Below are 14,465 nucleotides of genomic sequence, written 5' to 3' on the forward strand. Positions count from 1 at the left end.
CTCTCGGTGACATGAAGGGACAAAGGCCGGGTCTGCCCATGGAGAGTCAACTCCCCCTGCACCAGCCACTCTCGTTTGTCTCCGCTGTCCCCACGTGGCTCCACGGATCGGGAAGTAAAGCGGATTTCAGGATAGTGCTCAACGTCCAGGACCTCGGGGCCCACCATTCTGGTCTGCACTTCTTGGCGCTTGGCCGGATCCAGACTCAAGTCAATGACCTTGAGGTCCGCGGAACGAATGGTCAGTTCGACCTTTCTGGCATCCTGATCCAGGCGGCCCGAAGCAATCGTGCCCGAAATGTCATGATTGTCTGCAAACGCAGAGAACAAGCCTGACTTGAAGACGCGAATAGTGATGGTAGAACGCTCGGTATCAATAGCTCGAGGCGCAGCGAAGAGGGAATTCGCCGCCAACAGCAAAACAACTACAAAAGGCAGTTGGGGCCTGCGCCAGAATGTCATTACTGGCCGGAATCGAGGCGTGCCAGTTCGCGTGCGAACAGGGGATTTCCGGGAAAGTCGTCTCGCAAGCTTGCAAGCAACACTCGCGCGGATTGGGGTTGCTTATCCCGTAAATAAGCGATGGCAAGAAGTATGCGCGCAAACGGAGCCAGGTAGTGACCTTTTTCTGCCGCCAGCCGCAACTCTGAAATTCCCTGCTGCTTATCGCCGGCAAAGCCACCCAGCCGCAACATCCACCGGAAAGGCGCCGAGAGGCTGCCGATCAGATACTGACTGATACCAGTCGCGACGTATGCGTCGTAGCAGTCCGGGCATACTTTCAGCAGACGCTGTGCAGACTCAGTGGCCTGCTTGGTGTAAGTCAGCGATGCCGTATTTTTCTTTTCGATGAGTGCCGAGTAATCGGCATTCAGCCCCGAAGTCAAGGTAGAGGCGAATAATGCACCCTGATCATTAGCGTTGGTCTTTAGCCGCTGGTCAGCCAGGGTCTGAGCGCGTTGCAGAGCCGCATGGAATCGCTCACGGATCATTGGATCCGGAGTCAGTTTGCTCCTTGAGCTAAAGCTGGAATCCTTGACGAACATCTGCGCCTGCAAAATCCCCAGGCGATTCATCTCGGAGAACAAGCAGCCTGCGGCTTCGGAAACTGGACCTAGCGGGTCATCGGGATGTTGATGCTGATAATCACTGAATTGCTGTTGCGCCGAGTCGAAATCCAGGTTGTACAGAAGGCGAAAGCCCTGGTCCAGGAGCGGGACATAGGTATCGACCGCCAGCGCGGGCAGGGCCGCCATCAGCATGCCAAGCAAGGAAAGGAGAAAGATTCGTTTTGCGGCCATAAAGTAAGAATCCAGCGTCACCCTGGACTTCTCAGGATCCCCACGTTACATACTTAAACCCGGCCAACGGTACAGAGACTCTAAGCTATCTCTGACCTCTGCGCAACTAGCTTCTCGTATCGGTTAGGCACCGTCGTACTGGCGGGGGTGCTGCTAAAGTAATCTGCAATGTTTGATGCGTTTCGACGCACGATCCGTCAGATCCCCAAGGGAAAAGTGTCCAGTTACGGCGCCATTGCCCATGCAGCAGGATATCCCGGTTCCGCGCGGCAGGTTGCTTGGGCGCTCCATGTCTCCGATGGCCTGCCCTGGCATCGCGTTGTCGGGTCGGGTGGAAAAATTTTGCTTACCGGCCATTCCGCACAGGAACAACGCCTGCGGCTGGAGATGGAAGGCGTAGTTTTTGCTGGTGCCCGTATCCCTATGAAAATGTATGAGTTCAAATTCCTCAGCGGGCAGCAACAGAAGAAGAAGAGGAAGAGGAAATCCAAGGGGAAGAAACAAGGGTCAATCGGGAGTGGGCCTGGGCGAAGCTTACGGTCCGGCCGGAGCCTCTAGAAGTCCTGCCCCTTGGCGGGATCGAACGGCATGATTCGCCAGAAGATTGGCTTCCCGGTTCAACTCGCGGGGAATATGAGTTATGTAGAACTCCAGGAACCGAGCCAGCCTGCGGCAGGTCCAATTCAGGGAATATAGGCGTGGGCTGTTGCAGGCGTACTCGCCGGTCATTTGCTTTACTACCAGTTCCGAATCCGAAAACACCCGCAGGACGGTTGCTCTAAGCACAAGGGCGTGCTGCAAAACCTCCAGCAGCGCTACGTATTCAGCGACGTTGTTGTCCTGGTGACCAATCCACTTGGAGATGCGGAGGCGCTCGCCGCCGGGATGCTCAATGACGATTCCGATACCGGAAGGCCCCGGGCTCCCGTGCGAACCGCCATCGATGTACGCCGTTAAATCTGACATACGGCTCGTTCTGCACACAATGCAGTAAGCGCGTCGCTGGGTCAAGAGATTCGTTTGTTGATATCTGGGTTTCATGATTGTGCAAATCGTTGTGGATAATCAGGTAAATACAATTTCCCATTCTGGCAAGCCTGTATTTTTGTGTGAATTGCACAGCACGGATGGCATCCACAAACAATTGCCATTTGCACAAATCTTGGGTCTTGACATCGCGTCACGATGAATTAGGATTCGGCGCGTCGACGGTCGAAAGGGTCAGCTTCAATAAACAGTAGCTGGTCCGAAGTAGACTGAGTGATTCGGTGCGGTGGAGCAATCCACTGGACGCCCAAACCCGAAAAAACCGACGGCTCTGCGAGGAGACCGTTGGGGTTGGGGACTGCGAAAGCGGTGATCGCATCAGGGGCTGTGACGGTACATGTCTCCACGTTGTTGACTCCCTCGCAGGAGTTGGCGGCTAGAGCATAACCAATGTCACAGCCTTTCTAATTTTTCCCGCCTTTTTCTGATCCTGACCGCTTACGACTACGATTTAACCCGATTATCAGTTCCCTCTGATGCTACTCGTAGCGAAGAGCCTGTATTGGATCCAGCCTCGCCGCCCGCGCCGCCGGATACACTCCCGCCACCAGGCTCACAATGATCGCGAAACCTATTGCACCCGCAACCAGCCACCACGGTACCGCCCAGAAGGTGTCGCCAGTGAGATCGCGGCTGCGCAAATAGGCATTGGTTCCAGCATTGATGAGCCGGCCAATTGCCCATCCGAAGGCTACCCCGATCACCCCGCCAATGAATCCCATGGCTCCTGCCTCGGCAAAGAACAAGCGACGCACGTCGGCCTGGCTGGCGCCCACGGCTTTCATCACGCCGATCTCATGGCGTCTCTCGAGGATCGCCATAACCAGCGTGTTGACAATCCCCAACGAAGCTACCGCCAGCGCCAGGCTTCCGAAAATGCCTAGAAACAGGTCTACTACGGTAAAGAAGCGCCGCAAGCTGCGGCTCGCGTCCAGCATGGAGAAGGCGGAAAAGCCCATCTTCTTGACCGCGTCTTCCACCGCTTCCACTTGAGAGGGTTTGCCAACTCGCGCGGTGAGCGCGAGAAACGTCATGCCACTGGAGGTTGAGCGTGCGATCTCTCGCAAGTCCGATCCCAGCATAATGTTCATGCTTTGGGCGAGCTGAGTCGGTATGAAGACCCGCGCGCGATTTGTGCCTCGCAGGGCTGGCTCGGGTTCCCCTTCCATCACACCTACGATCTTCAACCGCTGCTGCTTTCTGACAATGGAGAACCCGGACGAGAACAACTGCTCCGTTGCCTCACCCGAGCCACTATTCTTCGAACCCGGGGAATCGCCGGCGGTCATTCGCTGCGCATAATTCAGAACCAATTCTTTGCCGATCAGCGCTGATGTGTCCTTACCCAGTTGCTTGGCGAAATCGTTATGCAGGATGACCTCTTCAGCCTGCGGCCCGGAAAAGAATTTCCCCTTCAGGTTGTCGAATACCTCGCGTTCCCGCGAAGACTGAGGAAGCGCCGCGACGGGAGCAAAATGTGATTGCTCTCCGAATCGCATTTCAGCCATAAAACGGATCTCGGGATAGACCTCAGTGACATTAGGAAGCGTTGCGATCTCCTGCTGCGCCTTGATATCCAGCGCCCTGACTTCTTTTGGCTGCGTGTCGGGCCGGCTGCCCATGCTGTTGAACTGATCCCACTCCCGGGATGTAATGATCACGGAGTCGAACAGACCGGAGCGGTTCAGGCGTTTCGTGGCTAGCTGCTGCAGTCCAATTCCCAGCGACAGCATCGCCACCAGCGAAGCCACACCCACCGAAACCCCGAGGGTGGTTAAAGAGTTTCGCAGAAGCGAATCGCGCAGATGTTGGACCGCGAAACCCAGGAGATCGCCAATTCGCAGGACTGGCTTGCCGTTAGCCATACGAGTAGGACTTTCAGTCTATACTGAGCATTAACAGCTTAGACTTTCGAGCCAGACCAGGGTTCACCTCAAACGGGTTGTAACCAGCTAGCACGTGTGTACCTCTTCGTGTACGTAACCGTTCCTTCCCACGGCAGTTTCTAAATAGGAGGGATGTGTCCTTCCAACGCTTTACCGACACCGACCAGGGCCGAAAATGGCTAACCCAGCCCTGGATTCGGAGTCTAATTCGGGAGGGAGGCGTACAAGCTGATATGAAAGTTCTGTTAAAAGGGCTGACGTTAGTCGAGTAGGGCGATAATCTCCAGTAGTTCGGTTAAACCCTGTGTAACTGGTCGCTTGGCTCTTCCCATGTTTGACACGAGGCGATTCTCCTTATTGGGGAACCTTCAGCACGGGACCCTCGTAGCTATTGCAGGGCTGGCCCGTAATTTGGAGTCGCGATGACCCTCACGCAGTTCGTTGCCAAGAACACGTTTCGGAATCGCCGCCGCAGCATTCTCACGATTATCAGTATCAGTGTTTCCCTCCTGCTGCTTACGCTGATGATGACCATCTGGCGAGCCTTTTACATAGACAGCGGCCCACCGGAATCGGCCCTGCGCCTGATCACGCGCCATCGGGTGTCGCTGACTTTCGCTCTGCCCATGGCCTACCGTGAGAAGATTCGCGCCATTCCTGGTGTGGTCAACGTCGCTCCCGAGAACTGGTTTGGCGGCAGGTGGAAGGACGACAAGCCAGAAAACTTCTTTCCTCAGTTCGGAACCGATCCGGAAGAGATCACCAAGGTCTACACCGAATGGAGAATTCCCCCTGATCAGTTTCAGACCTGGATCCACGATCGGACCGGCGCGCTGGTCGGCCGCACGTTGGCGAATAAACATGGCTGGAAGCTTGGCGACCGCATCGTGCTGCAGGGAACGATTTTCCCGACCAACCTGGAACTTAGCATTCGCGCCATCTATGACACCGACGACCCCGACGCTGCAAATGTTGTGTATTTCAATCAGAAGTATGTTTATGAATCGGTCAAATACATGAAAGATCAGGTCGGAGTCTTCGCCATTCGCGTGGATTCTCCAGAAGCCGTTCCCAGGGTGGCCAAAGCCGTCGACGATATGTTCCGCAACTCGCCCCAGCCTACGAAGACCGAAACCGAGAAGGCATTCGGTCTGAGTTTTGTTGCCATGCTGGGAAATGTAAAGGCGTTCATCCTGGGGATTTCGCTGGCGGTGGTGTTCGCGATTCTGCTGGTTTCCGCCAATACTATGGCGATGTCAATCCGCGAGCGGGTACGCGAAGTGGCGGTGCTTAAGACACTCGGATTCACGCGTGGCGGCATCCTGGCATTGTTTGTGGGTGAGGCGATCTCGCTGGCGCTGGTGGGCGGTATTTTAGGAGCGCTGCTCGCCACATTTCTAGTGAGAGCAATTGCCGAGAGTGGACAGTTTTTCGGCCCTGGTCTTAGGGTGACATTTCCCACAATGGTGGTCGCCCTGCTGGTCGCCGCTTTTGTGGGCTTCGCCAGCGCGTTTCTGCCTTCTTACCGGGCGTCTTCGCTGAATATTGCCGAGGGACTGCGGCATTTGGGCTAGAACACTGAGAACAGAGGAACGGGAGCAATTTTGCATGGCGATTCCGATTTCCTACAACATCCGTAATCTGCGTTTGCGGCTGGGAGCAACTGTGATGACCGCGCTCGGCATTGCCCTGACGGTCGCGATTGCCATCTTCATCATGGCGCTGCTGAGCGGACTCAAGCAGGCGTTTGCGAGTACCGGCAATGCGCTGAACGTCATGGCGATGCGCAAGGGATCCGACTCCGAACTCTCCAGCATTATCAGCCGCGAGCAGTTTGGCGTGATCAAGGATCTACCCGGAATCGCGAAGGATTCCCACGGTGATCCCCTGGCTTCAGGCGAGATGATGGTGGCGATCGTGCTGCCGCGCTCGGACGGAACCGGCGAAACCAACGTCAGCGTTCGAGGCATGAATCCTGTGGGCTTTGAGATGCGCCCCGAAATCAAACTCGTCGAGGGTCGCTGGTTCGCAACCGGACAACGCGAAGTCGTCGTCAGCAGGTCGATCAGCAAACGCTTCGCGAATGCCAACATTGGCAATACTCTGCAGTTTGGTAAAGGATTGTGGACGGTGGTAGGGGTCTTTGACGGTGCCGGCTCTGCCCACGATTCTGAAATTTGGGCTGACGTCAATCAGATGGCTTCCGATTTTGATCGCCCAGTCTTTTCCTCGGTCGTCTTGCAGGCTAGTGATGCGGTCGCGGCCGATGCGCTCGCCAATCGCTTGAGCGATGACCAGCGGCTTAAGCTGGACGGCATGTCAGAGAACAGCTACTTCGACAAGCAAACCCGGAGCGGCGCCGCGATCAAATTTGTAGGGACGCTGGTGGCCATCATCATGGCGATTGGCTCCTGCTTCGCAGCTATGAACACGATGTATGCGGCGGTGGCCTATCGGGGGCGGGAAATTGCCACGCTGCGTGTTCTTGGTTTCTCGCGGCCAAGCATCCTCACGTCTTTTGTCTTCGAAGCGTTGTTAATTTCGCTGGTCGGGGCCGTAATAGCGGTGATTCTGATGCTCCCATTCAACGGCCTGACCACCGGCACCTCGAACCAGGTGACCTTCAGCGAGGTAATTTTTCAGATGAGGATGACTCCGGCCGTGATTGCGACGGCCATTCTGTTTGCAGCCCTTATGGGAGTGCTGGGCGGTCTGGCGCCGGCCTGGCATGCGGCAAGGCAGAATATTCTGGCAGCCTTGCGAGGATAAGCACGGCTAGAATTGAAAGGCAATGTCCACCAAGCTTGACGAACTCAAATCGCTGCGGATCGAAGACTCGCACCGCACGGGGGCGAGCGAGCCGAAGTGGTCCAAGCGTTGGATCCTTACCGGCATCGGCATACTCGTGCTCCTCGGAATCGCCGCCACCGTCTACCGCATTACCGCCTCTACCGCGCCGGAAGTGGAAGTCACGCGTGCCGTTGCCGAGAGCAGTTCGGCGCCCGGGGTAATCTTGAATGCCTCCGGCTACATCGTGGCCCACCACAAAATCAACGTGAACTCCAAAGTCACCGGCCGCGTAGCCTGGGTGGGGGTAGAGAAGGGCGACAAAGTCAAGGAGGGCCAGGTAGTTGTCCGGCTCGAAGACCAGGAATTTCGCGCTCAATATGAGCAGGCGCGGGGTAATTTGGAGTACGCCAAGGCCCGGCTGGCGGAGCTTGAGGCGGGCTCTCGTCCGCAGGAAATTGAGCGTGCCCGGCACGATCTCGAACAAGCCAAGGCCACGCTGATCGATGACAAAGCCAATCTGGACCGCACGCGCCCGCTGGTGGCTGAGGGCGTCATGTCCCGCCAGGCGCTCGACGATGCCCTGGCCCGCTACGAAGCGTCCGCGCAGCGGGTGAACTCGCTGCAGCGCACCTATGATCTGGCCAAAATTGGTCCGCGGATCGAGCAGATCGATCAGGCCCGGGCCCAGGTCATCCAGGCGCGGGGGCAACTCGACTACGCACAATCTCAGCTGGACGCCACCCAGATCCGGGCTCCTGTCACTGGAACAATCCTGGAGCGTACAGCCGAGAAGGGGGAACTGATCACGGCACAATTCGCCAGCACCGCCGAAGGCGGACCGCAAGGGTCGGTAGTCGCTCTGGCTGACTTGAACGATCTCCAGGTCGAACTCGACATCGCTCAGCAGGATTTTGCCAAGCTTGGCCCCAAGCAGAAGGGAATCGTGACTACCGACGCGTTTCCCGATCGCAAGTACGACGGCGTCATTGCCGAGATTTCTCCCGAAGCCAACCGCCAGAAGGCGACGGTGCAAGTCAAAGTGCAGGTCTTGAATCCCGATGGCTTCCTGCGCCCGGACATGAACGCCAATGTGCAGTTCCTGTCTGAGGAAAAACCCGGAGAAGTCACGACCGGCAGCGTGGTGCCTACGAATGCGCTGCGCGATCGGTCAGGCAAGAAGGTGGTTTTCGTGGCCTACAACGGCAAGGCTGTAGTTCGGGAAGTGAAAGTTCTCGGCCAGCGCAGCAACGGCTATTTGGTGGATGGACTCACCGGAGGCGAGCTGTTGCTGTCCAACCCGCCGGCCGATTTGAAAGATGGCGACAGAATTCGCATCAAGAGCAGCAAGTAATTTATTGCATTCGAGGTGAGGATGAGCTCCCAGGAAACCGCAACCGCAACCCGCACCAAGGTAGTGGAGACCCGGCACGTCAGCAAAATCTTTCGCCGCGACAGCTTCGAGGTCAAAGCCCTGGACGATGTCTCCATCGACATCATGGAAGGCGAGTTCATTGCCTTGATGGGGCCCTCCGGCTCCGGCAAGACCACCCTGCTTAATATGATTGCCGCCATCGACCGGCCCAGCTCCGGCCAGATGCTGGTCATGAACGAGGATGTTTTCAAGTTGAACGATCAGCAGGCCGCGCAGTGGCGCAACCACAAGATCGGGTACGTCTTCCAGACGTTCAATCTAATCCCCGTGCTCACCGCTTTCGAGAATGTGGAACTGCCGCTCTTGCTCACCAAACTGAACAAGCAGCAGCGGCGCGATCACGTGATGACCGCACTAAAGCTGGTTGGGCTCGAAGACCGGGTGAATCATCTCCCCAAACAGCTTTCGGGCGGACAGGAACAGCGCGTCGCCATTGCTCGCGCCATCGTGACCGATCCCAAGATCATTCTAGCCGACGAGCCCACCGGCGACCTCGACAGCCACTCGGCCACCGAGATTCTGGAGATTCTCAAGAAGTTGAATGAAGAAGACAGCAAGACCATCGTGATGGTTACTCACGATCCGCACGCCGCGGCCTACTCACACGTGACACGCCACCTGGAGAAGGGCATGCTATTGCCGTTGTGAGCGAAATTACGATTTCTTTCAGTCCGATGCCCACTGCAGACTGCTTACACCTCATCCGGCAGCCTAGCCAGTACCTTGCGCGAAGTTTCCGGCAACGCCACCTTCCCCCACTGACTGGTCTGCCAGTTGTCAGCCTTAAGTTTGTCCGGTAACCACTGCGGCAGCGGGAAAAGCAGCCTTTCCGACAGCGCATTCACATACGGTTCATACATGCTGCGCAATTTATTCAATTTGTCTGTTACCTCCGGTCCACGCTTAGAGGCCAAGCCGGCAGCGGACAACACATTCTGGAAGTGCTCCAGTTCCGCCGGTGGAAGCCGGTCTTGTGGGGGTGAACTGGGCGTGGTCCGAAACACTGCTGCGAGATCGACCGCCGCATGCCGGCCTAGGGCAAACGTCAACTCCGCCTGATATGTGCACTCTTCCGAAAGCGCTGCCATGGCAAATGCGCTCGCATCCAACACTGTGGTCAGCGCCGCCAGCCACGACTGGTTGTCGTGCTGCGAGCGGAAGAATGCCAACACCGGATAAGACAAATGGCTCTCCAGCAGCCTCGCTGACCAGCTTTCCCAGTCAGCGAACAATTGGCGCAGTTGTCCGCTGGGTGCTTGGCGTCGCAGGAATTCTCCCGCAGTCGGCGGTGAACCGGCGCGCGCATCCAGCAGTGTGATATTTGCTTCCCGGATGGAAAATGCGTTGTACAGCACCGGCAGGTATCCCAAAATCAGCGCCAGGAACCCGAATCCCATTCCTCCCTCCATGACCGTCAGGAAACGCGACAGGCCGCTGGCGGGGCTTATATCTCCCAGGCCGAGCGTAAAGAACGTGGTGCCGGAAAAGTAAAGCACGATGGAAAAATCCAGGGCGTGGTCGGATACATGTATCTGCTCACCTGCCGCCCACTGCAGGAGAGCAAACGCGAAGACCAGCCCCAGGGCCCACAGGGTCAACAGCATCGGCAACGACAGTGGCCCGTAGTAGCCGATAAAGCTCTCACGTCGTTTCTTGGTTTCGATCTTCTGCGCCGCTGCAGCTACTGGCTTCCAGGTGAGGCGGTAAAAGGCGGTTGCCAGACGAAAGCGGCGGGTGACACGCCTGGGCAAAATGACCGTTTCGAAGGCGTCCCACAGGATGATCCACATGATCAGGAGCCCCAGGATTGCAGCCAGCACTCTCATGGCTTCTCCTCGCACCTCGATGTCGCTGGTCGGGTGCTCGCGCGCATACCCAGCCTACAGGAAAATCCCAGCAGAGGCTGCCGACCGAAGGGATAGAATACTGGCTGGCGCCGTGGGTTGTGAATCTGGGGCGCAGGAGGGATGAAGATGTTTGGGGATTCCGATGATCGCAACAGTGTTGGAATTGCGCTTACTTTCCTGTTTATCGGATTGGGCATTGGCGCCCTATCCGCTCTCCTGTTCGCTCCGTCCTCCGGGAAGCAAATGCGCAAGAATTTGCGCCGCAAATACGAGGGCGCCCGCGAAGCTCTCGATGAATGGACCGATCAGGCTTCGGACATGATCGACCGGGGCAGCGATATCGCCAACAAGGTTCGGGATCGTGGCCGCGACTGGGCAGGCAAGGCTGCGGAAAAAGCCCGTGACCGGGTCGCCCCAGTTACCCGCGCGCTCAACCGCGATTAGCCGAAGTTATTCATCGCCGATTTTCAAGAGCGATTAGCGCCCACGGAAATGTACCGTCAGCGCCACTTCGTGGGCATCGGGTTTGCCATTGCACATTGCCGGCGCAAAGGACCACTGGCTCACTGTAGCCAGCGCCTCGGGGTTCAGGTCCGGCCGCTCAGAGGTCTGTACCACAGGCTGGAACAGTTTCCCACTCACCCCGACTATGCCGCGCACCACGATATCGACACTCTCTCCGCCATTGCCGGCCTTGGGTTGAGGCATGTAGACCCCGAACGGGCGGCGGAAGGTCGTACAGAGTCCATGAATCTCAGCGTTGGGAGGTGCAGCGAGAACGTTAGGGCTGGGATTGTCCAGGACAGTCATAGTCTGCGCGACTTCCATTTTCCGCGCTTCGCCGAAGGAGTAGCTGATTTTTCCCGGCATCAATGCCCCCGCAAACGGAAAGAAGTCGCTGTATTCGATCAACTCGGGACCTAATTTTTCCAATATCAGGATCCCGTTCGCACGATCCATGCAAAGTTCGTTGCGGTCCGTTTTCTCGCCCCGGATGGTATCGAACTCGATACAGCGAGCCGCATGCCCGCTCACATCTCGATCGCTGATCGAGTGGATGACATCTTCGCCATCGAAACTCACGCGATAGATGGGCGCGATTCGCATTAAAGTCTCAATTTCTGGCGGAGCCACGGCGGGTGTTCCCACGACCGCCACCTGCCTCTGCGACCACACGTTCAGCAAATGGAAACTGCCGAACGTGTATTCATCGCGCCGTCCTGTGCCCTGAATGACCACGCGGCTAAAGCTGCACTCCCGCACCCCAGCTTCGGCATCGAACACGCGAAATGTGTCCACACGTTCCAGGTTAGGAGGTCAGGGGAAGTGCTAAGGGCGTCGGCCCGCTCCAGCATATGAACAGCTTCTTCCCTGACCTTCACATCCTGGGCGGAACACTGCAGACGCAGCAAGGCAAGCATGAGGAGCGTCAGCGTCAGTTTCATCTGCATGGCCTCCAAAAGACTGGCCCGAATCGCAGACCGCTTTGGGTTGCATAGTGTATCGCTCGTTGTGAGCTGGTCACGAATTTTCCAGGAACGTTAACGGATTGCGGAATCGCTGTCCCCGAGCTTCCAGAAAAGACAAAGGCCAAGCATTCGCGCTTGGCCTTCAAACCCGAAATCTCCGAATATCTAATACAGCCGGAAGTTCACTTCCACGTTGATCTGGACTGCCACTGGTTGTCCATCTTTGCGCGCGGGCTCGAATTTCCAGTTGCGCACTGCTTCCATCGCTTTCTCATCCAGCCCCAGGCCCAGGGTGCGTTGCACGCGGATGTCGTGCACGCGTCCATCCGGTCCCACGACCACCCACAGCACGCAGGTCCCCTGATATTTGGCTTTGCGCGCTTCTTCTGAATACTCAGGATCAGGAGAATACAAGACGCGCGGCGCCGACACCCCACCGCCTACGCGGAAAGCTCCACCGCCGATGCCGCCACCCCATCCCGGCCCAACTCCCGGCCCGCGACCGGAACCAACGCCGCCACCGCTGCCGCTGCCAATACCACCACCAGAGCCGGTGCCGTTGGACGACGGCCCTAGTACGGCGGAAAGGGGATCGCCTAGCTGACCCGATTGCGGCAGCTTGATCTCAGGTGGAACCACCACCGTCGGCTCTACGGCCAGCTTGGGATTCGGGTTGCGGATTACGACCGCGGGAGGCGTAATCTGTTCCCAGGCAGATTTTGGCAGAGCACCCTTAGGCGCCTGCAGCTTGTCACGGTCGCCGCCGCCGCCACCGCCGCCGGCCCGGGTGGCCGCAGGCGGCAGAATATAAGGACTGATATCCGTAACCAGGTTGGACACCTGGAGCTTGATTTCCTGCTTGTGTTGCACCATCCAGTAGCCTGAGGTCAACAGCAGGATCGCCGCGAGGGTGTGCACTAAGAAAGATAAGATGAAGTTCTTGGAATCGGCCTTGTAGGTTCCGTAGCCCGCACCAAATAGCGTAGGCAGAATCTCAGGTTCTTCCCGGCGCACAACAGCTGGGGACTCGGATGTTCGAACAACTTCCCCGGTGGACATAATTCTTGCCTTAAAAGTATAGACCCGAACTCAGCCGAAAAACGGGGAAAAGTTCGTCGCCTGAGGAATTCATTCGTTCCCACTGATTGATGCAGGCTATTTGAATACCGCTGCGAAGAATGAGCGAACCTTCCCGAAAAGGCCCTTCTTGGGGGGTGCTTCCTTGGGAGTGCTTGAGGCGGTTACCGTAGTCCCCTGATTCGCGTTTGCGCTGGCAGTTGTGGGCGGCGACCCCACGGGGGTCGGCAGCTGCGACCCGGAGGTCAGCCTCAGTTTCGCAACCCCTTGAGCGATTTCCTCGTCCTGATTTCCCGCCTTGAACACGAACGGGGCGTCCACCTGAACATGAACATCCTGCGCGGGAGGCCTGGACGTGGGAACTACCGCTGGAGGCTCCGCCGGCTTGGGTTGGGGACGGGGCGCGGGCTTTGCCTCGGCCAGGCTCACCGGAGGCGGCGGAGGGCATCCACATCCTGGCGGGGTGAGATGGTCATACTCGCTCACCTGCCCATTCTTGAAGAAAATTTGCTCATTCGGCTTGACCTGGTACGCACCGGCGCCGGCCAATTCCGATACGATCAGCGATGCCGTATTCGAAGCCAGCGCCTTGACACATGCGTTGCCGCGAGCATCAGCACTGATCGCGAAATGGAATATACCCGGCCCGGCGAGCAGAATTCGAAAGTCAGGAGTGAGCACGGTGTCGGCCGAGGCTTGCAATTGATAATGCGCCTCAATGGCGCCGGTATTCATCGCCAGCATCAATTCTCGGCCGTTTCCCGAGGATGTGACGGACAACTGCGTGCCTGGGCACACTCGTACTTCTCCGCCCCTCACTAGAGACAGCGTGGCGGGAATTTCTCCGGCGGTTACCGTCGAGCCGCTGGTGATTTTCGTGCCGCTGCTGGCAAACAGCACCGACCCGCGCACGCTGGCGTCGCTGGCAAACAATTCTCCCACTGGTGCCTGGGCTAGCGCCGAGGTCTCCAACAGGATGAGCAGCAAGGATAGAAGCCCGATTGACCGCATTCGGTAAAGGATACCGCCTTTGACGTTGGGATGTTGTTAAAACCCGGAGGGAGAGTGCCTCACGAAAGCCGCCACAGGTCCATCACCAACGGAGATCTAAGTATCAGAAAGAAACTCGTAGCGCTCAATAATGGCGGCGATCCCGACACGCCCCGGCGCATGCTGCTCGACCCTGACCACCCGGCCCTTGCAGTGCACCCGAATGCTCTCGGTGAGGGTGATCTCTGGAGGCAGCGTCAGAGTGAACTCAATGGGAGAACCTTCGGCTACGACGTTATCAATAAAAAATGAAATTCCCCGCGCGCTGACGTCGCGGGTTTGTGCTTCCTTTTCTTCCCCGTGAGCGAATTTCACGGTTAGGGGCAGTCGCAACGCAAACCGCCGTGTCGCCCGCTGCTCCTGCTGCGGCTCGCCCATGCCTGATCCTCCGTGAGGGGTGCCATAGCATCTACTTAAATCCTGTGAGGTGTCAACAACGTATTTAGTACGTGGTCCCTTCTGTGCCTGTCCCAGTTACTAGTACCCGACAGGCGAAACCAAAGTCAGGAAATGCTCCCGGAATGTGGTTTGTGCTGAGATGGGGCGGGAAGGGCTGGGCTGGTCGGG

At 57.4% G+C, this 14,465-nt stretch carries 15 protein-coding genes; 6 read left to right on the forward strand and 9 right to left on the reverse strand.

Annotated features, from left to right (window positions below):
- Positions 1 to 461 (reverse strand): YceI family protein (locus VEG30_14585; GenBank protein ID HXZ81153.1); only part of this gene is annotated, 461 nt, incomplete at its 3' end.
- Positions 461 to 1,300, reverse strand: coding sequence for a hypothetical protein (locus tag VEG30_14590; protein HXZ81154.1), 840 nt, complete (start codon positions 1,298 to 1,300; stop codon positions 461 to 463). The genes VEG30_14590 and VEG30_14585, both read right to left, overlap by 1 nt.
- A 168-nt stretch (positions 1,301 to 1,468) precedes the next feature.
- Between VEG30_14590 and VEG30_14595 the strand changes: the two genes are divergently transcribed.
- Positions 1,469 to 1,858, forward strand: coding sequence for an MGMT family protein (locus tag VEG30_14595; protein ID HXZ81155.1), 390 nt, complete (start codon positions 1,469 to 1,471; stop codon positions 1,856 to 1,858).
- Here VEG30_14595 and VEG30_14600 read toward each other — a convergent pair.
- Positions 1,835 to 2,266 carry a ribonuclease HI family protein gene (locus tag VEG30_14600; GenBank protein HXZ81156.1) on the reverse strand — a complete coding sequence of 144 codons (432 nt, stop codon included), beginning with the start codon at positions 2,264 to 2,266 and terminating at the stop codon, positions 1,835 to 1,837. The genes VEG30_14595 and VEG30_14600 overlap by 24 nt on opposite strands.
- 560 nt (positions 2,267 to 2,826) lie before the next feature.
- Complete coding sequence (locus VEG30_14605) at positions 2,827 to 4,212, reverse strand: ABC transporter permease (protein HXZ81157.1); 1,386 nt, start codon at positions 4,210 to 4,212, stop codon at positions 2,827 to 2,829.
- A gap of 443 nt (positions 4,213 to 4,655) precedes the next feature.
- Between VEG30_14605 and VEG30_14610 the strand changes: the two genes are divergently transcribed.
- Genes VEG30_14610 through VEG30_14625 form a run of 4 tightly spaced genes read left to right on the forward strand, consistent with a single transcriptional unit; the run spans position 4,656 to position 9,103 of the window.
- Positions 4,656 to 5,807, forward strand: a complete 1,152-nt coding sequence (locus VEG30_14610) for an FtsX-like permease family protein (GenBank protein HXZ81158.1) — start codon at positions 4,656 to 4,658, stop codon at positions 5,805 to 5,807.
- Positions 5,808 to 5,841: 34 nt separating this feature from the next.
- On the forward strand, positions 5,842 to 7,002 hold the full coding sequence (locus tag VEG30_14615) for an ABC transporter permease (GenBank protein HXZ81159.1): 1,161 nt from the start codon (positions 5,842 to 5,844) through the stop codon (positions 7,000 to 7,002).
- A 22-nt stretch (positions 7,003 to 7,024) separates the two neighbouring features.
- Entirely contained in the window at positions 7,025 to 8,374 is a 1,350-nt protein-coding gene (locus VEG30_14620; protein HXZ81160.1) for an efflux RND transporter periplasmic adaptor subunit, read from the forward strand.
- 21 nt (positions 8,375 to 8,395) lie between these two features.
- Positions 8,396 to 9,103, forward strand: coding sequence for an ABC transporter ATP-binding protein (locus VEG30_14625; protein HXZ81161.1), 708 nt, complete (start codon positions 8,396 to 8,398; stop codon positions 9,101 to 9,103).
- Positions 9,104 to 9,147: 44 nt separating this feature from the next.
- Here VEG30_14625 and VEG30_14630 read toward each other — a convergent pair whose 3' ends face one another.
- Positions 9,148 to 10,281, reverse strand: a complete 1,134-nt coding sequence (locus tag VEG30_14630; GenBank protein ID HXZ81162.1) for a potassium channel family protein — start codon at positions 10,279 to 10,281, stop codon at positions 9,148 to 9,150.
- 147 nt (positions 10,282 to 10,428) lie between these two features.
- Between VEG30_14630 and VEG30_14635 the strand changes: the two genes are divergently transcribed.
- A complete protein-coding gene (locus VEG30_14635) occupies positions 10,429 to 10,746 on the forward strand; it encodes a YtxH domain-containing protein (protein ID HXZ81163.1) in 318 nt (105 codons plus the stop codon).
- A gap of 33 nt (positions 10,747 to 10,779) precedes the next feature.
- Here VEG30_14635 and VEG30_14640 read toward each other — a convergent pair whose 3' ends face one another.
- The 4 genes from VEG30_14640 to VEG30_14655 all read right to left on the reverse strand — a co-directional run bounded on the left by VEG30_14640 (position 10,780) and on the right by VEG30_14655 (position 14,276).
- A complete protein-coding gene (locus VEG30_14640; protein HXZ81164.1) occupies positions 10,780 to 11,601 on the reverse strand; it encodes an energy transducer TonB in 822 nt (273 codons plus the stop codon).
- 335 nt (positions 11,602 to 11,936) lie between these two features.
- Positions 11,937 to 12,785 (reverse strand): energy transducer TonB, encoded by an 849-nt coding sequence (locus VEG30_14645; GenBank protein ID HXZ81165.1) that lies wholly within the window; start codon positions 12,783 to 12,785, stop codon positions 11,937 to 11,939.
- 141 nt (positions 12,786 to 12,926) lie between these two features.
- The gene (locus tag VEG30_14650; GenBank protein ID HXZ81166.1) at positions 12,927 to 13,859 is read right to left on the reverse strand and encodes a hypothetical protein; all 933 of its coding nucleotides are present in this window, start codon (positions 13,857 to 13,859) and stop codon (positions 12,927 to 12,929) included.
- Between the two features lie 96 nt (positions 13,860 to 13,955).
- Entirely contained in the window at positions 13,956 to 14,276 is a 321-nt protein-coding gene (locus VEG30_14655) for a PilZ domain-containing protein (protein HXZ81167.1), read from the reverse strand.
- Positions 14,277 to 14,465 lie beyond the last annotated feature (189 nt).

The sequence above is a fragment of the Terriglobales bacterium genome, assembly GCA_035624455.1.
In the GTDB taxonomy this organism is placed as follows: domain Bacteria; phylum Acidobacteriota; class Terriglobia; order Terriglobales; family Acidobacteriaceae; genus DASPRM01.